Consider the following 20,560-nt stretch of genomic DNA (forward strand, 5'->3'; position numbering starts at 1 on the left):
ACCTTAAATTTCGTACCCTAATTTTTTCAAATTCTCTTTTATCCGTTTGTCAAGAATTTCCCCTTCTTCAAACGTCTTTTTAAGTTCAGATACTAAACTTTCCATTTTTTCTTCAAATGGTATGCCGTCATCTTCCTCTTCCTTAAATCCAACATATCGACCAGGTGTTAGAATAAAGCCCTGTTTTTCAATATCCGAAATATTTGAAGATTTACAAAATCCAGGAACGTCCTCATAACCTTCACTATTTCTCCAAGAATGATAGACGCTTGCAATTTTTTTAATATCTTCTTCAGTAAGTGACCTGTTTTTCCTGCTTATCATTTCCCCCATTTCACGAGCATCGATAAAGAGTGTTTCGCCCTTTCGAACTTCTTTTCCACGTCTTACAAACCATAAACACGCAGGAATTTGTGTGTTATAGAATAATTGTGAAGGAAGTGCAACAATTGCATCAACAAGACCTGCATTTATTATATCTGTTCTGATTTCCCCTTCGCTTGACGTATTTGATGACATCGAACCATTAGCAAGAACAAAACCTGCAATTCCCGTAGTTGAAAGGTGGTGGATCATGTGCTGAACCCATGCAAAGTTTGCATTACCTGTTGGTGGAGTTCCATATTTCCATCTTTTATCATCAGTAAGCAGATTTCCTCCCCAGTCGCTGATGTTAAACGGAGGATTTGCAAGTATAAAGTCAGCTTTTAAATCCGGATGTAAATCATTGTGGAAAGAATCCCCAAATTTAATATCTGCCTCAATTCCACGGATTGCAAGGTTCATGTTTGCAAGTTTCCATGTTGTTGGGTTTGATTCCTGACCGTATATCGAAATATCGTTAATCCGTCCAGAATGTTCCATTACAAACTTTTCACTCTGAACAAACATTCCACCAGAACCACAGCAAGGGTCGTATACTCTTCCTTTGTAAGGTTCAATCATTTCAACGAGTAATTTTACAATGCAGTCGGGAGTGTAAAATTCACCACCTTTTTTACCCATCGCACTTGCAAACTGGCCTAAAAAGTACTCGTAAACCCTACCAAGTATATCTTGTGAGTTTTCCTTGTCGATTAAAGTTATACGTCCGATTAAATCAACAAGTTCACCAAGTCTTCTTTTATCAAGTGTCGGGTTTGCATATTCTTTTGGCAAAATTCCTTTTAATCGGGAGTTTTCTTTTTCAATTAATTCCATTGCACTATCTATAACAATTCCAATTGAATCCAATTTTGCGTTCTCTTGAATAAACTCCCATCGAGATTCTTTTGGAACCCAGAATACACTTTTTCCGTGAATATTTGATTTGTATTCATCAGGGTCTTCTGGGTCTGCCCCGTCCTTAACTTCCAAAAGTAACTGGTTATACCTCTCTTCAAAAGCATCTGAGATATATTTTAAAAAAATAAGTCCTAAAACAACATTACTATAATTTGAAGCGTTTATGTTTCCTCTTAATTTATCTGCTGCCTTCCATAAATCTTCTTCAAAGCCTAATTTTGCCATTACGCCCACCTTATAATTAAAAATAATATAATTATATTATAAATTAAGACTATAAAAAGGCTTTATATAGTAATTTAAAAAGTAAAAAAAGAAAAATAACCTTCTTTTTAAATTTCAATAACCATTCTTATCTTAAATTACTCTCTTTAAAAAATTAAAAAGAAATTAATAATTTTTATTTTTAAGTTTAATTTGGATTATTTATCCCAAATTATTACTTTTCTTTCCGTCAGGGTTTGAACAAGGTGTTTCTACGCCATTTATATTTCTATTGTGTGCATGCGTAATTTCTCCCGATTTGATTTTTTTTACAACTTGAGCTCGGCTTAACTCTTCACCAGTTTTGGTGTTTTTAAACTCTAAATTTCTACCCGAATCGGATTCTTTGGTAACTTTAATATCCTTAATATTAGTTTTACCAGATTTATTTCCCATTTTTATCACCTACTTTTTTAAAAATAAAAGATAATTAGCGTTAATTTAAAAAATTAAAGAGTTTTTGAGAATTATTTAAATAATTTAATGATGGGACCTGCAGCTTTTACGCAGATCGAGAGGAGTACTATTCCAGTAAATACTGGAACAAATATTTCATACATCCATAGAGTATCTATCATATAACGTCACCTTGTTCTTCTTTGACAATATGGCTAACGCTAATCCTTTTTCAAAAGGCATCAGTCAGTTATCAAAATATACTCAGAACTACGGAAAAATTATAAATACAACAATACCCAAAAAGAGATATTGATGACTACATTTCAGAGCTGTAGTTCATTGTTTTAGTTTGCGATATTATTCTACATTGTGTCACCTCTAACTGGTGATATATTTCTCATTTTCATGTTTTAACCAGATTTAAAACTATAAACCGTATTATTTTTAACAGAGTTAACTTGCGATATTATTACTCTCTAAATCATAATATTTAAATTACCCACAAAGCCACATGTTTAAACATACTTGGCGATGTAAATCTGCGTATATTACAAACGGATTTAACGAATTTTGTAATGTTGCAACAGTATGTCATTATAACATTAACGTTTTGTAACAAAATATCAAAAGTTATACTAAAAATAGTAATATAAGTATGACCTGCAACTTTGAAGTATACCAAAAAGCGTAAGTATGTTTTAAAATTGTACTTTAATCAGGGTAGCAAAAATTCGAAAAATAGATTTATTTTTTAATTTAAAGAGAATTACTTTTTTTAAATTTAAATAACAATTCTCATTAATTCTAAATTACTCTCTTTAAAAAATTGAAGAAATTTATCTTTTTTAAATAAAATTAAATCAACATTTTTAAATAAAATTTATTTAATAATTTGGTTCACGACATATATTGTTTTTAATGGGGCTTTTTTTCGAGTAGTTTTCGGGTTAAATCAACATTTTTATATATGATTCAAAGTTTCATTTAATTTTTTTGAAAAGGATTAAATAAAAAAGAATGTTATAATATTTTTTTAACTATTTTTCTTTGATTTTAAAGCTAAAAAACGAATTTAAACAGTTATTTCAATAAATTATAAATAATATAAGCTCTTTTATTTAATCAGGTAGAGTAAATTTTTTTAATTCTTATTTTGAGATTTATCAATCGTTGAAAAATAAGATACGCCCCTGATGATAACTCTATCGACTTTTTTTAAATACTCCCATTTCCCCCTCTTTTCAAGGTGATTATTTTGATTAAAATCTGCCCATACTGTTTAAAGCCTGTAGAACATTTTGAAAAGGATTATCACAAATCCGAAGTAAAAGCAGTCAATGTTCACACGAGCAATAAAAACTGCAGCGTTTTGCAGACTAATTTTGTTAAAAACCAGGCAACGTGTTCTAACATACAGAGCTTAAAAACGACTGCAGGTAAAATTGCAAAACAATTGAATTTTACTGAAATTCAAAAAGAAACGTTTTTTAATTCAATTGTCAAACTAAAACGAGCAAAAAACCATCTTAAGGATTATATTATTTTACAAAGTGCATTAAACACCGTTTTGGTGGGTGGTTAATTTGATAAAACGTTATTTTCTTTTTTTATTGATTTTAATGTCTGTTGTGTGTTCCGTTAATGCCGTAACGTGCACTATTCCCGAAACGTGCACGGCTACGGATTATTACATTATACTTACAGACGACACAATCTCGCAGGATTTAGTTATCTCTATGCTGTCCGCTTATGATTTCGGAGTTGTAGCCCCTGAAGTGTCAGGTATTAATGGTCAAACGATATATTTTGCTTCCGAGTCTGATTTAGGCCGTTTTTGTTCGGTTATTTCGAATTCAAATAAAGCTTTACCTTTTGCAGGAGCTTTTGATGTATATACAAATAATAAACGTGTCGCAATGACTGTTTTATTAATCGATGGTACGGCTTATTTGCCCTACGGCTCGGATTTATACCAGTATATAGATATAAACGCGTCTAAAACTCAATTGGGGTACATGTATTCGTGGCTGTGGTCCGATTATTCGAGCAATTATATAAAAATACTTCTTAATGGTGAGCAGGTATTTTCCGCGGGTGGTGAGTCTTCAAACTCAAATTACCTGTCTAAAATATTTTTATCCGATAACGTTATGAAAATCGCGTGGACCAACGTTCACGGATACCAAAGGACGACAACATCGATTGTATTATTTGATTATGTCGATTATATTACATATTCAGATGTAAACAGGACCGATTTTACCATCACTGAGTTATACGCGCCACCTGAACGGGCAACTATTGATATATATTCAGAGCCTGCAGTTGATGTTTACAATTATGCAAACGATCAATTGCTTGGTACAACCGATAACGGCGGATATTTGGCCGTACCGTTATTTTTAGGTGAAACTACCTTAAAATTCGTTAAAGAAGGCTACTGGGATACTTTAGAAACTATCACGGTTACGGCAGGTAATAATCCCGAATTATTCATTTCATTATCTCCAAAAAACGCAATATTCCAGATTTCAAAAGAGTTTTCTGGAAATTTGTATCCTAATTCAGTTGGCACTCTTTCGATGGATATAACACCAATTAAAGATGCATATGCAGCAAAACTAAGAGTTTCCGGGATTGATGTAAACAAAGTTTACTACAAAGCCCAGGAACTTCCAAGGACCTCTGATGGATACTACATTTTAGGTGATGTATCGAGTACTCAAAATATAGAAATCGAGTTTGATACTCCGCAATCATGGGGTGAAAAGACCTTCACTGTTGAAATAACTGCAACAGACATCGAAGGTAGTCTTTACACAAACCTTGAAACGATTAACTATGAAGTTTTAGAACTTCCATTTTTACTCGAAATGCCTGAAACATTTGGAATCGGAACAAATGATATTACCTTAACAGACATGTCTGGAAACGCCTATTCTGTTTTAATGGTTCTTTATGATTCTGATGACGTTGAAGTATGGAGTTCAAGCACGAGTCTTTTAGCATACTGTGAATACACGTTTGAAGTTCCAATTGACGATGCAGGAGCTTACACATTAGAGCTCAATGCAAAATCAGGAACTGTTAAAACATATTATTCGATTGAAATAATCGAGCCTGTTACATTAATTACAGAAGAAATAACTGCAAATCCCGGAAAAGTGGCAACAGTGCAGTTTAAAATATCAAACCCTACTTCAAACGTTAAATATTATACTGCTGAGTTATCATGTCCATTTTTCAATGAATCAATCAATAAAACGTTTTCAATATCTCCTGAAACCGTTGACAAAACGGTTGATATATCGTTTGAAGTTCCTGATAGCCTTGAACTTGAAAACTACCAGTTAGTTTTAGAAATATTCGATCCAGATAAAACCGATGCAATATATTCTGGAAACGTGGTTTTAACTATCTCAAATGAATCTCTTCTCTTTGCTTCAGTTCCCGGTGGAAACACCACGGTCATAATTTTAGCAGCTGCACTTATCCTGATAGTTGGAACATTTGCAGCAATGAGGCTGAAAAAATGATAAATTCAAAACTAATTTCTATTTTCTGCATTTTTTTAATTGCAACGCTGCCTTCATCACATGCCATAGATGTTTTCGGGCATGAAATAAATGCAGGATTGGACGATGTAGCAGCCCTCGGACTTGGGGGGGTTGTAGTTGGTGCAGTTGCAATGACTGCAGGAGCTCCAATATTACTTGCTGCAGGTGTTGGAATTGGTGGAGCAATCGCAGTCGATTATGCTTACCGATGGGCCACTGGAAAAGATGCGGAAGAAGACAGCGGTGCAGTTACGGGGGCTAAAAAGACTAACGTGTCTGATGAGGAATACCTTGATGGAACGTACAAATATGAACTCCTTGCAGGATACCGACAGTATTCAGAAGAATCTGCAGCAGAAGATATTGCAGAAACTAAAGATCGGCTTAAATCAGGAATTGGAACATATCCTTATACTGTATCAGGAACCCTGTCGGATGTTTCAGTTTCGATGAAAGGCCCTGACAAAATATACGGTTTTTCAGCTTTTCCTGTTCAGTTAAAGTTTGATGAAGCGTTAACGGGTACAGAAAGTTCCTATGTGATGATTGAGAACGTAAATGTTTATCTTGTAGATTCTGATGGGGTAAAGTGGAATGAAAAAACTTATTCAGATGATATAAAACTTCAGGATATTGATGATAATCCTGGAGCAATTGAAGAAATGATAATAAATTTCACGATGAAAACACCTGACCCATACATTGGAAAGGCAAAGTCACAAATAACGAATGCACCTGACAGGGAAATCCTTGAAGAACTTGTAAATGCTGAAGTTAAGAAATTTGAACTTGTTGTTGAAATTAAAGGATATGCTAAACTTTACAAGCATGAAACCTATTACAGTGAAGAATTACAGGATTATCTTACACGGGAAGAATATGATAAAACAATTACAATAGATACGAAACTTAGTACATCTGAACCATCCACAAGAGTCCGCAGTGGTGCATATTATCTTAAAGGGGCCAACTGTTCACTCCCTACAGATTATATAAACGAGGTAACTCCAATTGCATACTCATCATATTCAAACGGGGCAACTTCAAATATTATTGGAAGGGTTTGGGCAAGTCCTGTACACTGCTACAATTCATCAGCACAGTACCGGTTTGTTCTTATCGGGCAGCCTGACAATTTAGAGCCTGTTCCGGTAACTATTGAAGATGATTATCGGGCTTTAGTTTTAAAACTGCGTGATGATGGGATAGCAACGGTTGCTTCCGAAACTCCTGGAAACTTCGGGGATATGTCAGTCCATAACGGGGTTACAACTTCGCTCAATTACTTAAAAGACGACAGCACTGAAGCCTTTGAAACCTACTTTTTAGTGGTTGCTGATGTTGATGATGGGATTGACTCAGCACTTCCCGTGTGGGGCATTATTCAGCCCGTGATTTCGGTGATTGACAACGTGAAATATTCCTTAACAGATGAATTCAAGGAAGAAATTCTTGAATTAATCAAAGATAATTCTATTTCTGATACAGATTCTCAAAGAATCACCGAAATAATTAAAATGTCTGAAGACAGCTTAAAAGAAAAACAGTATATTGCAGAAACAGAATCTGAAATGTACTCGGATAACGAAAAAGCAAGCAATGCAATAGCAAATGCCTTAGAAGATTATGAAAAAGCACAAGAATACTATGAAAAAGCCATAACTACTGATGACCCTGAAGAATTAAAAGTTTACACGTACCTTGCAGGGGATGTGTATGAACCAGCAGGGGATTACTGGAAAGAAGCTGCAGAAAAGTATAATTTGGGGCTTGATGACCAGGGTGATGGACTCGCAAGCAATGCAGAAAAACTTGAAAATCTTGCTTCAGAATACGAACCAAGTTTATGGTTTAGTGCAGGTTCAACCCTTTCTGAATGGTGGAATCAGTTTAAATCTGGTTTCGGGTTAGGGGACGTTCCGGATACGGTTTTAATTATAATCGTCCTTGCAGTTTTGGTCTGCGGTACGATAATTGTTACAAAAATTCTTTAATTTTCTAAAACTTTTTTAAGGTGGTTATTTTGTCGAATAACGACATGGATAATGAAGTATGTAAAAAAATCGATTCGCTCATAGATAAATTTGAAGAAAGGATTGAAAAAGAAACCGGCTGTACTGTTGAAGGTTTTGGGATATGTTTTACGATAAAAGGTAACGACTACCAGCATACAATTCACACAGGCCCTTATGAAAATATCGAAGTAATGGGAGGAAAAACCGTTGATGTAACAATAGAATAAGGTGGTTATTTTGTCTGAAATTGAAAATAAGCATGAAACATGTAAAAAAATCAATTCAATAATGACCGAATTTGAAAAAACAGTTGAAAAAGAAACCGGCTGCACTATTGAAGGTACTGCAGTACTTTTCAAAGTACATCCAGGTGATGAAACTTCAATCGCGATTCACACAGGTCCTTATGAAAATGTAAATGTCATGGAAGGAAATCCTGAATTTCTTAATGTAGATTACTCCAAATAAGGTGATTTTTTTGGCAAAGGATAAGAAAGAGGACACGGGTCCAACAAAATTCTCTTCCAGAACTATTTTTATCATAAAAATGATTGGCTGCGGGGTTGGTTTTGCAGGAATTATGTGGTATGTAATGAATAATTCTGTTATAGGCTCCGATGTTGTCCGAGGTCTTGCAGCAGTTCCGTTGGTCTTTTATTTAATGGCTGAGCTCGTTGACACAATAGTCGATATGAACACAGATGTATATGGTAAAATTTTTAAAAAGTACGATGGCTACGTGGCAATTGGTTTAACTATTTTAACCGTATCCTGTATGTTTTTTGTAACTCTCTGGGCGTTATCAGGTTCAATTACTTTTTCAATTGGTTCAGCAGGTGCTTCAAGTGTCGTGGTTGCAGCAATCTTCTCATTATATTTGTTAGCCCCAAACACTGGAAAAGAAAAACTTCTTTTATACATGTGGATTGGTGCAACAATTGCAACATGGGGTTCTTATTTATCAATAATTCCAAGTTTCGCAGGCTTTGGGATTTAAGGTGGTAAAATGTAGGTGTAGCTATGATTAATCAGTTAATAGTAGTTATCTTGTCTTTTGTGCTATCTATGGTTCTTAAACCACAGGTAGAAGTTATTGGTCAGGCTCTTGGATTGCCAGGGCTTTGGTCCTGGATCGTTCCAACACTAATCGTGTTAGTATGTGTCTGGAAGATTGGTTCTGACAATTGGAATTTAGGCGATTTAATCGCTTCTTTTGTTTTAATTATCCTTGTTTTGCTGTACTTCTACCAGGATGTTTCCCAGATTTTCCTCGAATGCTCACGGATACTCCTTGGTGTCTGTCTTGGTGCAATAGTTGTGTCAGCTGCTAATAAAAAATAAGGTGGTGGTGAGTGTATGTGAATATTGAAACGATAATTCCAATAATTCAATCCTACTGGATTCAAATTGCTATAATTGTGCTCGTAGCTCTTTTAATTAAGAATATTAAGGCAATAATCTTTGCCACCACAGTTGTTTTCATAATATCTTATTTTGGATTCTTAGACATTTCAAACATTGATTTTTCGAGGGTCCTTACTTATCTCAACTTATTTATCGGAGGTATTGAATGGCAGAAATTATTGGTAAGGTAAAACGAAAAAAAGGCTCTTTTGTTTACGTTGACGGCAAAGGAAACGTAGTTCAAAAGAGTAGAAGTGAAATGAAGAAAAAGGCGGGTAAAAAATCTAAAAGGTGATAATTTTGGGAAATAAAAATAACATATGGATTGGCCTTGCAATTGCACTGGTTCTCGTTGGAGGAGCAACTTATTGGTACGTAAACCAGGGAGAATCGGGAGGAATTATTATTCCAATTGGAACAACATTTTCCTCGGACGCAGCATTTGACAGTGAAACTGGTGACGTTTTAATTACATTTAATGCTTCAAAAGAGAATATAACTGCAGATTCGATTGAACTGTATGTTTCATACGATGAATTGACATTCACAAAAACGAATACCTTTGAAGATGTATCTTTCCCTCTTGATGTAGAAGTAACTCCTGAAACAGGAGCTGAAAACCTATTCTATTATGCTGTTGTTTCATACAGCGACAAAACCTACAGATTACCTGACAGTGCAGGCTCTTACGAAACTGTTGAAATTTCAAATGCTACTGAAGAACCTGTTGATGTTTTAACATTTACAGCACTTTCTGACTTTAACAGCACCACGGGAATTGTTTTATTCTCGCTTTCAGCATCAGAGGACAACAAAACTGCTGATGTTTTATTATTCACTTCATACGATAACATAACATTCACAAATACTGTAAATTCAACAGCTCTTTCACTTCCAGGAACTTTTGAATTTACTGCAGATGCTGCTGAAACAGACCTTTACTATTACATGGAAGTTGTCTGTGATGAAAACACATCAAGATTACCTGCTGAAGGTGCTGATTGGATTAACATCACTGTTGCTGCTGAGTAAGGTGATTTTATGAACATGGAGCGCTATTCTCTTAACATATGGCTTCCAAAAGCTGTTGGTGCTTCAATTGTTGTTGGATTACTTTTATGGGGGACTGGAACACAATTAGTTACAATTTCAGAAATTGCAACTTCCATTTCATCCATCCCTTTCACTGTAATTCTATTAATTGAAGCTCTCGATAAATTTGCAGACGTTTCTGGAATTTATGGCAGAATACTTCCAGAAGGCACATCAAACCACTTGTTAAAATCAGTTGTTATTGGGGTAATCGCATTTATCGCGGTTATTTACGGAATACTTGGAACAATTAGTTTGTCTATAGGTTCAATAAGTTCAATTTCAGCACCTGCCCTCGTTGCTGCAGGAATATGTGCAGTATATATCCTTGCTCCAGAAACCGGTGATGATGAATTATTACTGTTCGTTTGGCTTGGGGCAACTGCTGCAACACTCGGGACTAATATTTCATTAATACCACCTATCCCTGGAATAACAGGGTGATTTAAATGAAGAAAATACTTTTCTTCACATTTTTAGTTATTTTTTTGCTCGTTTTTCAAATAGCAAACTCATCCAAAACAGATGATGAGATTATTCAGCTAAAATTATTGAAAATGGGTTATCCTTCATCAGGATACATCATTTGTAATGAAACCGTGTATTATAAAGACGGTTCTAAAACAGAATTGTCAAAACCACCTAAAATGTATGAAATCGGTGGGGTTGAAGCTTACTATCTTGCACAGAATTACATCGATAAAGAATATGGTGATTCACTATCATCAAAGGACCTGATGATTAGGGTAGAACCAAAATCAATTGAAGAGTCTGAAAACTATTGGAAATTTAAATTTTATTTTGGTGACACAGGCACTACAGGTCGATTCATGGGTTACATTACTGTGAATCGTGAAAAAGGCTATGTTGATATGGAAGGATTATTTTAAAAGGTGAGTTAATGAAACAGTTTACAAAAGGATTCTATACGGTTTTAATATTGTGTGCTGCTTTAGCGGTTTTTGGATATATTACTGGGTTTTTATCTGTGAATTTAGGTGCCCTTACTAATTTAATAGGGTTATAACTCATGCAGAAAAAACTGTTTTTAATCATGTTCCTTTGTTTTCTTTCAGGCGTTTTCGCACAAAGTGACAATGAAACAGTTTATGTTTTGACTGATTACGATGAATTAAACTATTCCACACTGATAGTTTACGATGGAAACATGGTTTCAGGGCAGAATGCACTGGTACATGAATTAAAACAAAACATTACAACATTGAAAGAAGAACTTCGTGAAAAGGATAAACAGCTTTCAAGTTATATCGTAGCGAAAAAAGAGAACGTTGAATTAAAAGAAAATATTACAACGCTTAATTCAAAGATTAAACTGTTAGAAGCTGAAAAAGATATTTTAAAAACCCAGAATGACGGGTACAAGGATATGATTACAGACCTGATTAACACCCAGAGCAACGATACTAAGGAGCTCAATGCTGGGGCTTATAATAATGCTGTAAAAACAGTAAATAACTTTAAACTTGGCGTTTTATTTGGTGTAGTGGTATGTTTAGTGTTATTTTTGATACTCAGACAGAGGAAAAAACAGTTCGATTTTGGAATTTAATTTACATGTGGTATACATTTTTTTAGTTTTTTTTATTGTGTGGTATTGGTAGTATCACGGGTATTAATGGTATCACTGGTATTCAAACCCCGGTTTTTTGACACTTTAAAGTATAGGAGGTCTAAAAATGGTACTTATTAATTTAGGCATAGGAAACCGAGATTTGCAGAAAAAACATGGAGAAAAGACCAAAAGAACTTTAGACCTTAAAAATGATGAAGCAAACCATATAACGCTTTTAGGAAAGTCGGGTTATGGAAAAACCACGATAATGCGTGGAATGGTAGAAGAAATTTATAGTTCATATTCAGATGCAGGAATTCCACCCATAATCATTGTGATTGAGAGGAAAGTTGACACTTCAAAACCTAAAAAAGTAATTGAAATTTTCCATGAAGAATCTGAAAAAAATACTGAAGGACAACTTTACAAGAAATATGGTGAAGGAATCTGGAATTATATCGAACATTATGTTAATGAACTTGAAAATGACAAGGAGCTAAAATATGGTTTAATGGGTGATTTTGCCATTGGTTTTCCAAATATTCTCGGAAAATACACGAAAGCAGGGATCGATGAATACAAAACACTTCTTGGAAGGCATGGGTTAAGCCCTGCAGCATATCCTGCAAGGCGGTTCGTGTTCAGACCTCGAAGAGAAGTTAAAGATATTGCTTTTGATAATGGGCCTTTAACTGAAGTAATCAATTCAAAACTTGCTTATCCAGATATTCCATTTGAAATAATTGCTGATATGAATAATTTAGGTGAACAGACCCGGTATTCAGCTGTTTTAAAAAATATCTGGGATATTTCAAAAATCAGGGACCCTAAAGAAGTGTTGTTGATTGCTGAAAGTTATGAAAATCCAAATTCTGGACCATCTCAGACTTATTTAAGGATTGATGAAACGATGAACCGTTTAAAAACAGATATTCTTTTTACCGATGACACAAAAGACTCTTTTTTAAAACAGATTACAAATAAAAAGATAAATATTCTCGATTTTTCACAGAATTCAGAGCTTGATGCGTATGAAGAATGTTTACTTTTTAAATTGGTGGTTAAACACGCGATAAACGTTGCAATAAAATACAGAATTCCTGTGTTTTTTGTTGCTGATGAGGTCCAGAACTTCATGAAAGATAATAATGGAAAATGGGCCATTGATAAGATTTTAAGAGAAGGAAGGTCGCTATGTATCAATTTAATCTGTGCGACACAGTACACCGATAATCTCCCAAAAGACATTTTGATTGGTTCAAGCCATATCGGAATAATGGGAAAGTTAGCATCGAATACTGATACCAAAACCCTTGAAAAATTGATTCCAGACTTTAAAGACGTTGTTGACTTTGATGAACCCGGAAGTCTTTCGGAATGGGAAAATTTAAAAAGAAAACTTCGATTCAGGGGCTATTTTTCGTATAATAAAGATTACACTGAACATATTGAATACAGGCAGCCACAGAGTTTGTAGGTGATTTTTTTGGGTTTTTGGAATATTTTGGGATTTAAAAAGAAAAGTGATTCGAGTCCTGGAAAAGTGGGGCCTGAAAATACTGAAGAAAAAAGTGGTCCCGATCCTGGAGAAGTGGGACCTGAAAATGAAAATTTTGTAGGGCCTGTAAAAAAAGTAAAAAATAAAAAAGAATATACTGCAGAAAAAGAAGCCTACGATTCCCTTGCTCCATATTTATGCAGACAAAAACTATTAATCTGGCATAACGGGTCTGGTGCTAAAGTATTTGGTTATCCTCATGCAGTAATTCCTGATGAAGGAACATATAAAATATTATACAAAAATAAGGCCACGGACTGGCTTGAAGATTTAATAATAACTATCAAATCAACTTTTTTTAGCTATAAACGCCATTATGCAATAGTTTATGCCCCTAAATCCTGTGTTGACATTTCTGAAGATATAATAATGTTTTTTGTTGATCACTTTAGGGATGACAAATATGCAAATTTTGTGAAATACGCAGTTCCTCTCGAAGCTGATGACCCACGGCAAAGGGTCGCCTGGATTGTTGAGCGGAAACGTGCTGAAGCTTACGAAATGATGTGTGAAAATCTATTATCTGAAGATATTCCAAACCTTGTCGATGCTGCATTATACATTAATCCTACGATGAAAATGTACAAAGGAAGTGAAAAGGAAAGCAGTAGAAAGAGCACAAAAGAAAAGAGCTTTGAAGGCGGGGAGTTTTCCTTTGATAATGCCATTAACAGGATGAAAAATGAAATGATGTGAGGGTGATTTTTTGGCTGAAGCTGATGCAGATCTTGACCTTTCGGGCAGGGAAAATACTGAAGAAAATATTGATGAAGAAAATACTGAAAGACCAAATGAACCTGAAGAAAAAAGCGGACCTGAAACTTTTGATGAAGTTCCTGGAAAAGTAGGGTCTGAAAATACTGAAGAAAAAACTGTTGAAAAAGAAAAAAATCTTTCAAATGAATGCCTTGAAGAAGAAGTTGAAGCGGACCTTGCCCCAATACAACAGAAGGAAAATGAAGAAAAACCCCTCCAAAACAACCCTTTTGACATACCAACTGGAAGATCCCGGACACAACCTGAAACTTTTGATGAAGAAAATGAAGAAGGCCCTGGAAGAACTGCAGGAAGAAAAAAGTCAGTGCACCTTGAAAAGGTGGTTAATAAGACTATTATTGATATTTTAGAAGATTTAAAAGAAATCCATAATTCTTCATATCAAAAAGAAATTAAACGAACTTCAAAAAAGATTGGGGAAAATGTAGTTTATTTAAAAGAAATTTTAGATGATAACCTTTAGTTTTTGGGTGATTATCTTGAAATATGGCGATAGATTAATTAAAGGAATGAAAAAAGCAGGTTATTCTATTGAATTCTTCACTATTGAAGAAGCTGCAGAAAAACTTGATTTTATAACTTCTGAAGAATTTGGTTTTGTGGTTTGTAAAGTACAGGGGGATAAAGCCTGGGGGATCACTGTTGCCAAATCTAAAGTTTTAGCTTTAAAAAAGAATATATGTTCATTTAGGGAATGTTTTGAGTCTGATTATGATGATGCGGAGGGTAAACTTCATGATTTAGGCTGGCCTGAAGATCATGAATTAGAGTGTGAGCTCCCGGAAGCTGAAAGTGAAAGTGAAATTTTAAATAAAATATATCCTGGAAACTTTGAAAGAGATGATCTGTTATGAAATTATATGGAAAAGAATTTATTGTTTCTGTGCCCCCTTTCGTTTTATTGGTCGTTGCATACGTATTCCTTTCAAAAATGGGTACTGTTCCAGTAAGTAATATTACATTTATGGTGCTTATTGGGGCTTATGACATTTTGCAGGTTTTATTAAATAAAATCATGTTTAAAGGTGAGTAAAATGGATATTGAATTTAAAACCAAAGAAGATGAGTTTATGACTTTTTTTAGGGGCGTTTTAATGGCTATTGGTGTTTATGGCTTGTTAAGCGTTACGACATTAACCTCTTTTGACCCTAACATTGCCTTTGCAATTTTAATGTTTGGAATGCTATGTTCGTTCATATATGCCAGAGTTAAAGACCGCAAATACAGGAAACAGCACGGATTGTTGTTTAATACGTTAGAATTAAATTATTCAGATGGAACGTCTGAAGAAATGAAAATGTATGAACCCCCTAATGATAGTTTATTCGTTGATAAAGTGGTGTATGCAGGCAATAAAGGGCTTTCAGTCAGTGTTAAAATAATAAAATAAAAAAGGGGTTAAATTATGAAAGTAAAGGAACTAAAAGAATTAATAAATGGTCTTCCTGAAGACATGGAAATATATGTTCGAGACCCTGAAGAAACTGAAGCACCGAAACCACTTTGTGATTATGATATTAGTTTTCAGAGAGGCCTTCCAAAAATGGGCCAATAAATCAAGATTTTACAAGTAATAAAAACATGTGTTTTTCTAACTTTTTTTAAACGATTAAATTTCTTAAATTTTTTTCGATTTTTCAGTCATAAAACTCAGTAATAAAATCAAAGTATGAATATTTTACTTTTCTTTGACTTTTCAAACTTCAAAACGTGATATTATGATAATTGGTTATGCAAGAGTATCCACAAAAGATCAGAATCTAGAAAGGCAGCTTGATGAACTTAAAAAAGCAGCTTGTGAAAAGATATTTTTAGAAAAAATTTCAGGAACTAAAAGAAATCGTCCGGAATTTGATAAAATGTTTGAATTGTTACGTTCTGGAGACATTATCGTTGTAACTGAACTTACAAGAATTTCGAGAAGTACCAAAGACCTTGTTGAAATTGTTGAAACATGTAACTCATTAAATATCGAGATAAAGAGTTTAAAGGAATCCTGGCTTGATACAACTTCGGCACATGGAAAATTATTATTTACTATTTTTGCAGGGCTTGCAGAATTTGAAAGAGATTTAATTTCTGAAAGAGTAAAATCAGGACTAAATGCTGCAAGATCCCGAGGTAGGCTTGGCGGACGTCCAAAAACAGATCCTGAAAAAGTTGAAATGGCACTAAAAATGTACGATTCAAAAGAATATTCAATAAAACAGATTTTAAAAGCTACAGAGATTAGTAAGTTTACACTTTATAATTACTTGGGGAAACGTAACTAATAATTATTAAACCTTAATTTAAATTTTAATTAAAAAATCTAGGGTTATTTCTCAGTTATCAGGTAACTAATTCTTTTTTAAATTTTTAAAAATAAAAAAATCTTTTCGGAAATTTTATATTTATGGGGGTGATAACTTACATTAACACTTTTAGGGTAGGGAGTATGAATAGAAGTTTTGTTGTATTGGCACCTAAATCTTACAATGATAAAATCAAAATTGAAAAGTTACATTTAAATATTTGGTATATCTCCGAAAAAGAAGTTTATGTAGACATTGGCGTAATGGTTGAACCTGAACTGATAACTAATGAGTACATTGAAAAATTAAATGAGATAAATGCTTTAATTAACGAATGGAATACTAAATCAAACAGTAATTTAAGTAAATTGGATGAAACTGAAAAATCTTTAGATATATTAGATGGAGAACTAAAAAAGTTTATCAAACTCCATTATGACTTTGCAGATCTTAAAACTAAATTAAATAACATTGCTAAAATACCTAAAGGAGTTGAGGGACTCGAAGGGGCCATTGAAGACAGAGTTAATGAGCTTAAAAAGTTAAAAGATGAATTGGAAGTACTAATGCAACTAAGGGAAAAAAATTATTTAGAAAAAGATATTGAGTTATATATTATACCCCCTTTTTCAGTTACTGATGTTCAAGACTTGAAAAAGGAGCTTTCTAATATGGAAGTCCTGCAGATGATTTTTAACTCGGAAATTTCCTATGATAATGATTACGTCGGAACCGACTCTGATGATTTTTATCTTGTAAATTCATATCCTGTGGTGGAAGAAGGTAATAAAATAAAAGTTGGAATTTCTGTCGAAAACAGGTCCGAAAAACATTATTTTAGGATACGGGCTAAACTAAATATTAAAGATGATAAAAAGAATAATTTATTTAGTAAACGTAGAAATTATAATATTTTAAATGAATATTTGTATTTTGATATCCGAGTTAATGAAAAAAGACTGAGCCCCAATCCCACATTTAATAGCCACAAATTTTGTAAAATTGGGAAAATTTATACTTTTTTGGTGGTTCCTGATCATTACAAACCTAACATAGATATTAGTAAGTATCTTAAAAATATTAGATTTTTGGAATCAGAAAATGACATTTGGAATAGATATATTAATAAACTAAAGAATAATAAAGATAAGTTCATAGTATATTTCTGGAAAGTATCTTCTGAAGACGGTTCCGAAGTTAGTGCCAGTATTACAGTATTATTTGAAAAGCTTGTAGTATCTAAAAATATCCTATTTGTTGCATTGTTAATTATATTTCACTCAGATATTGCAACACTTATGTATTTATCACAAATAACAGTATTTAGGGATTTATTGTCTAAAATAAGTATTCTAAAAGATTTAGTTTCGGGAGACGGTATGCTCTCGATAATCAATTATGGCGCAATGATTCTATTAATCGGAATTCCAATTGTGTTTGTTTTTGCAAATAATATTATGCAAGATTTCAGTCATGAACTCAAAAGAATTAAAAAATGTATTAAAGGTAGGGGGTAATTATGGACATTTTAACATTTAAGAAGAAAAATTATCAACCCCAGGTTCTAAAACGATTTAAAAAACCTTTAAACCGGAAAATTGACGAAATTGAATTATGTAAATTACAATATACCGGTAGCTTTAAAAATACGATTGAAACAAAAGTGCCGTTATTTATGAATAAATACTTCAAAAGGCACTATCCAAATGTTGATAAATGGTATACTAAAAAAGTTATAAATGATGTAAAACAAGGATTAAGGAATATTTACGTCGTAAAACATAAAAAAGATGATGAAATATTAGGAATTGCGATCACAAGAATATCTTCAGGCAAATATGCAAATAAAACGCCTAAAATTTGTAGTTTTTATGTATGTTCTGAAATTAGGCGAAGATATTTCGGAAAAAAATTATTTGAAAAAGTTCTGGGAGAGCTTAAAGAAATATGTCCTAATGAGGAAATCATAATCACGGTACCTGAAGAAAGAGTTTTTGAGAGAAATACAGGCATAAGTTTTAAAACATTTTTGGAAAAATATAACTTTACAAATGTTGATGAAGTGCCTGGCAAATATCGAGAAGGTAAACTAGAATATATATTTAAAAAATAAGTTTTACCTTTTAGTTTATAGTTAAGAATCCTTTTTGATGTAAAACCGAAAATGAGTTATTTTGGATGAATTATCCCTGAGTGATAGTCTTAAACAGTTACTGAATGGCATGAATCATGAAAAAAAGAATGGAGTGGTATCGATGGCAATTTTACTATCGATAAAACCAAAATATGTCAAAGAAATATTGAATGGTTCTAAAAAATATGAATTTAGAAAGTCCATATTCAAAAACCATGACAAAGATGAATTAGTTTTTATTTACTCGTCATACCCAGTAAAAAAGATTGTAGGCACTTTTAATGTTGGTGAAGTGATTGAAAACTGTCCAAAAATTCTTTGGAATGAGTTTAAAAACGTTTCTGGAATTAAAGAATCTGATTTCTTTAAATATTTCGAAGAGAAAGAAAAGGGGTATGCTATTGAAATAGACTGCTTGAATGAATTTGAAAATCATGTAGATCCCAAAAAAATAAATCCTGATTTCAGGGCCCCACAGTCATTCTGTTATATGTCAGAATCTTTTGAGGAAAAAATTCTGTCTTCAAACTAATATTTGCTTTTTTGAAATTATTAATATTTCATTCTTCGGAAATTTTACAACCAAATAACAACTCTTTTAAAATTTAAAAAAATAAGTTAATTTAACCATATTTTGGGGGATATATAATGAGCTATGAGGAACTGGCTGTTGGAAACATTATTTCTAATAATAAAATACATGAAATTTTTGGAGGGGGGACTGAAGCAGGAATGAGGTATTCGACAACAACCGAAACGTTAGTTCTTATTTCAAATCCAGAAAATGGATTATATGTGGACGAATGGCATGGGGGAGTATTGCACTATACGGGGATGGGCAGAAATGGTGATCAAGAACTAAAAGGGCCAAATAAAAGATTATATGAATCAAATGAAATGGATTTAGAAGTCTATCTTTTTGAAAAACTAGAACCAAATAAGTATGAATATAAAGGACAGTTTGAACTTTCAAAAGACGAAAAACCTTATCAAAAAGTTCAAAATGATGCAAACGGAGATCTGCGTAAAGTATGGATATTTCCAATTAAAATTAAAAACCAGTTTGTGATTACACCTCGTTCATCAATTCAAAAAAGCTATGACGAAAATTATGAAGAAGCCAGAAGTCTAAGTATTGGAAAGCTTGCATTGGAAACAAAAGGTTCTGATTTGGCCCCGCCGGTTCGAATGTATTCAAAAAATTATACGTATATTCGAGATCCTAAAGTAGCACTCCTAACTAAAAAAATTGCAGACGGTTTTTGTCAATTGTGTAAAAAAGAAGCACCTTTTGACAATAAATTGGGTGAACCATATTTAGAAACACATCATGTAAAATGGTTATCAAAAGGTGGATTGGACACTGTAACCAATACTGTAGCACTTTGTCCCAATTGCCATAAAAAGATCCATATTTTAAATTTAAAAGAGGATACTAAAAAATTACGTGAAATTGCTGTAAAAAATGCCCTATTTGTAGATCAACTTGCTGAAGAAGAATTAATGAATCAAAAATAAGTTTTTAGTAAATCTAATAAATAGATTATTTAATCTACTTTTTTAAAGAATAATCCTTGAAATATCATCTAAACACTGAACTCTCCACGGTTCAAGTTCTTTTAACTCCAATTTACATTTTATTTTTTCAAGAGGGTAAAGAAATAAATTATCCGGATCATTTGGACATCCCCCAAGACCAAATGCAAAGTATACAGGATTTTCTACTTTTTCAGAAAATTCTCTAAATGAATCTATTTGATCAGCCCTTGCCCAGTCATAAAAATTATTATACAAATATCCTCTGAATTTACATTTTAAATAAAAATGATCGTTATTTTCGTTTAAAAATACTTTGTAGTCGGGTTCATTCTTAAATTTACATTCTCGTTCAAATATTTTAAAATAAGGCTTTTTAAACAGTTCTTCACAAACATAAGCTTTAAAAAGTGCTGATTTTTTCAAAGATCGTCTTTTCTTTTCCCAATAGCTTTCTTGCTTTTGGTAGCTGCTTTCTTTTTTGTTATTATAATTTATAACAAGCGTTTCTACTTTTCCGATTTGAACTACCTGATTCTCGCCATTTAGTTTATTTTTAAACATTGTCTCACACAGTTTAGATGGGTTATTTCGTCAAAATAAACTATCAAAAAGGACTATATAAATGTTGATTATTTGATAACTTTTCAATGAATCTTTTGAAATTTCTTT

The 20,560-nt window shown here is 33.1% G+C and carries 28 protein-coding genes; 25 read left to right on the forward strand and 3 right to left on the reverse strand.

What is annotated here, in order from left to right; all coding sequences use genetic code 11:
* Positions 1–3 precede the first annotated feature (3 nt).
* Together ACS5L2_RS01760 and ACS5L2_RS01765 are read right to left on the reverse strand one after the other, a co-directional pair.
* Positions 4–1,509: a class I SAM-dependent DNA methyltransferase gene (locus ACS5L2_RS01760; protein ID WP_459202046.1), complete on the reverse strand. Its 1,506-nt coding sequence runs from the start codon at positions 1,507–1,509 to the stop codon at positions 4–6.
* A gap of 201 nt (positions 1,510–1,710) precedes the next feature.
* A complete protein-coding gene (locus tag ACS5L2_RS01765) occupies positions 1,711–1,944 on the reverse strand; it encodes a DUF3892 domain-containing protein (RefSeq protein ID WP_459202047.1) in 234 nt (77 codons plus the stop codon).
* 1,249 nt (positions 1,945–3,193) lie between these two features.
* On the opposite strand from ACS5L2_RS01765, the gene ACS5L2_RS01770 reads away from it, so the two are divergent.
* From ACS5L2_RS01770 to ACS5L2_RS01890, 25 genes are all read left to right on the forward strand, one after another.
* The gene (locus ACS5L2_RS01770; RefSeq protein ID WP_459202048.1) at positions 3,194–3,529 is read left to right on the forward strand and encodes a hypothetical protein; all 336 of its coding nucleotides are present in this window, start codon (positions 3,194–3,196) and stop codon (positions 3,527–3,529) included.
* Entirely contained in the window at positions 3,522–5,483 is a 1,962-nt protein-coding gene (locus tag ACS5L2_RS01775) for a hypothetical protein (RefSeq protein WP_459202049.1), read from the forward strand. The genes ACS5L2_RS01770 and ACS5L2_RS01775 overlap by 8 nt, the downstream gene beginning before the upstream one ends.
* Positions 5,480–7,498, forward strand: coding sequence for a tetratricopeptide repeat protein (locus tag ACS5L2_RS01780; protein ID WP_459202050.1), 2,019 nt, complete (start codon positions 5,480–5,482; stop codon positions 7,496–7,498). Before ACS5L2_RS01775 ends, ACS5L2_RS01780 begins: the two co-directional genes overlap by 4 nt.
* A 29-nt stretch (positions 7,499–7,527) precedes the next feature.
* Entirely contained in the window at positions 7,528–7,746 is a 219-nt protein-coding gene (locus tag ACS5L2_RS01785; RefSeq protein WP_459202051.1) for a hypothetical protein, read from the forward strand.
* A 10-nt stretch (positions 7,747–7,756) separates the two neighbouring features.
* Positions 7,757–7,987 carry a hypothetical protein gene (locus ACS5L2_RS01790; protein WP_459202052.1) on the forward strand — a complete coding sequence of 77 codons (231 nt, stop codon included), beginning with the start codon at positions 7,757–7,759 and terminating at the stop codon, positions 7,985–7,987.
* Position 7,988: 1 nt separating this feature from the next.
* Positions 7,989–8,516 carry a hypothetical protein gene (locus ACS5L2_RS01795; protein ID WP_459202053.1) on the forward strand — a complete coding sequence of 176 codons (528 nt, stop codon included), beginning with the start codon at positions 7,989–7,991 and terminating at the stop codon, positions 8,514–8,516.
* A 68-nt stretch (positions 8,517–8,584) separates the two neighbouring features.
* A complete protein-coding gene (locus ACS5L2_RS01800) occupies positions 8,585–8,860 on the forward strand; it encodes a hypothetical protein (RefSeq protein WP_459202054.1) in 276 nt (91 codons plus the stop codon).
* Between the two features lie 229 nt (positions 8,861–9,089).
* Complete coding sequence (locus ACS5L2_RS01805; protein ID WP_459202055.1) at positions 9,090–9,218, forward strand: hypothetical protein; 129 nt, start codon at positions 9,090–9,092, stop codon at positions 9,216–9,218.
* A gap of 5 nt (positions 9,219–9,223) precedes the next feature.
* Positions 9,224–9,955, forward strand: coding sequence for a hypothetical protein (locus ACS5L2_RS01810; RefSeq protein WP_459202056.1), 732 nt, complete (start codon positions 9,224–9,226; stop codon positions 9,953–9,955).
* Positions 9,956–9,964: 9 nt separating this feature from the next.
* Complete coding sequence (locus ACS5L2_RS01815) at positions 9,965–10,459, forward strand: hypothetical protein (RefSeq protein WP_459202057.1); 495 nt, start codon at positions 9,965–9,967, stop codon at positions 10,457–10,459.
* Between the two features lie 5 nt (positions 10,460–10,464).
* Positions 10,465–10,905 (forward strand): hypothetical protein, encoded by a 441-nt coding sequence (locus ACS5L2_RS01820; protein ID WP_459202058.1) that lies wholly within the window; start codon positions 10,465–10,467, stop codon positions 10,903–10,905.
* Between the two features lie 11 nt (positions 10,906–10,916).
* Entirely contained in the window at positions 10,917–11,042 is a 126-nt protein-coding gene (locus ACS5L2_RS01825; RefSeq protein ID WP_459202059.1) for a hypothetical protein, read from the forward strand.
* Between the two features lie 3 nt (positions 11,043–11,045).
* Positions 11,046–11,585, forward strand: a complete 540-nt coding sequence (locus tag ACS5L2_RS01830) for a hypothetical protein (RefSeq protein ID WP_459202060.1) — start codon at positions 11,046–11,048, stop codon at positions 11,583–11,585.
* Positions 11,586–11,712: 127 nt separating this feature from the next.
* Complete coding sequence (locus ACS5L2_RS01835; protein ID WP_459202061.1) at positions 11,713–13,065, forward strand: ATP-binding protein; 1,353 nt, start codon at positions 11,713–11,715, stop codon at positions 13,063–13,065.
* Positions 13,066–13,842, forward strand: a complete 777-nt coding sequence (locus ACS5L2_RS01840) for a hypothetical protein (protein WP_459202062.1) — start codon at positions 13,066–13,068, stop codon at positions 13,840–13,842.
* 10 nt (positions 13,843–13,852) lie between these two features.
* Positions 13,853–14,386 (forward strand): hypothetical protein, encoded by a 534-nt coding sequence (locus tag ACS5L2_RS01845; protein WP_459202063.1) that lies wholly within the window; start codon positions 13,853–13,855, stop codon positions 14,384–14,386.
* A gap of 16 nt (positions 14,387–14,402) precedes the next feature.
* A complete protein-coding gene (locus ACS5L2_RS01850) occupies positions 14,403–14,777 on the forward strand; it encodes a hypothetical protein (protein ID WP_459202064.1) in 375 nt (124 codons plus the stop codon).
* Positions 14,774–14,956 (forward strand): hypothetical protein, encoded by a 183-nt coding sequence (locus ACS5L2_RS01855; RefSeq protein WP_459202065.1) that lies wholly within the window; start codon positions 14,774–14,776, stop codon positions 14,954–14,956. The genes ACS5L2_RS01850 and ACS5L2_RS01855 overlap by 4 nt, the downstream gene beginning before the upstream one ends.
* 1 nt (position 14,957) lies before the next feature.
* Positions 14,958–15,314 carry a hypothetical protein gene (locus ACS5L2_RS01860; protein ID WP_459202066.1) on the forward strand — a complete coding sequence of 119 codons (357 nt, stop codon included), beginning with the start codon at positions 14,958–14,960 and terminating at the stop codon, positions 15,312–15,314.
* 15 nt (positions 15,315–15,329) lie between these two features.
* On the forward strand, positions 15,330–15,479 hold the full coding sequence (locus ACS5L2_RS01865) for a hypothetical protein (RefSeq protein ID WP_459202067.1): 150 nt from the start codon (positions 15,330–15,332) through the stop codon (positions 15,477–15,479).
* Between the two features lie 163 nt (positions 15,480–15,642).
* Positions 15,643–16,197 (forward strand): recombinase family protein, encoded by a 555-nt coding sequence (locus tag ACS5L2_RS01870; protein WP_459202068.1) that lies wholly within the window; start codon positions 15,643–15,645, stop codon positions 16,195–16,197.
* 164 nt (positions 16,198–16,361) lie between these two features.
* Positions 16,362–17,735 carry a hypothetical protein gene (locus ACS5L2_RS01875; protein WP_459202069.1) on the forward strand — a complete coding sequence of 458 codons (1,374 nt, stop codon included), beginning with the start codon at positions 16,362–16,364 and terminating at the stop codon, positions 17,733–17,735.
* 2 nt (positions 17,736–17,737) lie between these two features.
* Entirely contained in the window at positions 17,738–18,331 is a 594-nt protein-coding gene (locus tag ACS5L2_RS01880) for a GNAT family N-acetyltransferase (protein WP_459202070.1), read from the forward strand.
* 142 nt (positions 18,332–18,473) lie between these two features.
* Positions 18,474–18,884 carry a hypothetical protein gene (locus ACS5L2_RS01885; RefSeq protein WP_459202071.1) on the forward strand — a complete coding sequence of 137 codons (411 nt, stop codon included), beginning with the start codon at positions 18,474–18,476 and terminating at the stop codon, positions 18,882–18,884.
* A gap of 116 nt (positions 18,885–19,000) precedes the next feature.
* Positions 19,001–19,870, forward strand: a complete 870-nt coding sequence (locus ACS5L2_RS01890) for an HNH endonuclease (protein ID WP_459202072.1) — start codon at positions 19,001–19,003, stop codon at positions 19,868–19,870.
* Between the two features lie 42 nt (positions 19,871–19,912).
* On the opposite strand, the gene ACS5L2_RS01895 is transcribed toward ACS5L2_RS01890, so the two are convergent.
* On the reverse strand, positions 19,913–20,452 hold the full coding sequence (locus ACS5L2_RS01895) for a hypothetical protein (protein WP_459202073.1): 540 nt from the start codon (positions 20,450–20,452) through the stop codon (positions 19,913–19,915).
* Positions 20,453–20,560 lie beyond the last annotated feature (108 nt).

The organism is Methanococcus mangrovi (assembly GCF_054506835.1).

Bases quoted from the DNA above. Each gene is read 5' to 3' on its own strand.
- ACS5L2_RS01760 (WP_459202046.1), bottom strand. From the start codon at position 1,509: ATGGCAAAATTAGGCTTTGAAGAAGATTTATGGAAGGCAGCAGATAAA.
- ACS5L2_RS01765 (WP_459202047.1), bottom strand. From the start codon at position 1,944: ATGGGAAATAAATCTGGTAAAACTAATATTAAGGATATTAAAGTTACC.
- ACS5L2_RS01780 (WP_459202050.1), top strand. From the start codon at position 5,480: ATGATAAATTCAAAACTAATTTCTATTTTCTGCATTTTTTTAATTGCA.
- ACS5L2_RS01800 (WP_459202054.1), top strand. From the start codon at position 8,585: ATGGTTCTTAAACCACAGGTAGAAGTTATTGGTCAGGCTCTTGGATTG.
- ACS5L2_RS01805 (WP_459202055.1), top strand. From the start codon at position 9,090: ATGGCAGAAATTATTGGTAAGGTAAAACGAAAAAAAGGCTCTTTTGTT.
- ACS5L2_RS01815 (WP_459202057.1), top strand. From the start codon at position 9,965: ATGAACATGGAGCGCTATTCTCTTAACATATGGCTTCCAAAAGCTGTT.
- ACS5L2_RS01820 (WP_459202058.1), top strand. From the start codon at position 10,465: ATGAAGAAAATACTTTTCTTCACATTTTTAGTTATTTTTTTGCTCGTT.
- ACS5L2_RS01825 (WP_459202059.1), top strand. From the start codon at position 10,917: ATGAAACAGTTTACAAAAGGATTCTATACGGTTTTAATATTGTGTGCT.
- ACS5L2_RS01830 (WP_459202060.1), top strand. From the start codon at position 11,046: ATGCAGAAAAAACTGTTTTTAATCATGTTCCTTTGTTTTCTTTCAGGC.
- ACS5L2_RS01835 (WP_459202061.1), top strand. From the start codon at position 11,713: ATGGTACTTATTAATTTAGGCATAGGAAACCGAGATTTGCAGAAAAAA.
- ACS5L2_RS01855 (WP_459202065.1), top strand. From the start codon at position 14,774: ATGAAATTATATGGAAAAGAATTTATTGTTTCTGTGCCCCCTTTCGTT.
- ACS5L2_RS01860 (WP_459202066.1), top strand. From the start codon at position 14,958: ATGGATATTGAATTTAAAACCAAAGAAGATGAGTTTATGACTTTTTTT.
- ACS5L2_RS01865 (WP_459202067.1), top strand. From the start codon at position 15,330: ATGAAAGTAAAGGAACTAAAAGAATTAATAAATGGTCTTCCTGAAGAC.
- ACS5L2_RS01870 (WP_459202068.1), top strand. From the start codon at position 15,643: ATGATAATTGGTTATGCAAGAGTATCCACAAAAGATCAGAATCTAGAA.
- ACS5L2_RS01875 (WP_459202069.1), top strand. From the start codon at position 16,362: ATGAATAGAAGTTTTGTTGTATTGGCACCTAAATCTTACAATGATAAA.
- ACS5L2_RS01880 (WP_459202070.1), top strand. From the start codon at position 17,738: ATGGACATTTTAACATTTAAGAAGAAAAATTATCAACCCCAGGTTCTA.
- ACS5L2_RS01885 (WP_459202071.1), top strand. From the start codon at position 18,474: ATGGCAATTTTACTATCGATAAAACCAAAATATGTCAAAGAAATATTG.
- ACS5L2_RS01890 (WP_459202072.1), top strand. From the start codon at position 19,001: ATGAGCTATGAGGAACTGGCTGTTGGAAACATTATTTCTAATAATAAA.
- ACS5L2_RS01895 (WP_459202073.1), bottom strand. From the start codon at position 20,452: ATGTTTAAAAATAAACTAAATGGCGAGAATCAGGTAGTTCAAATCGGA.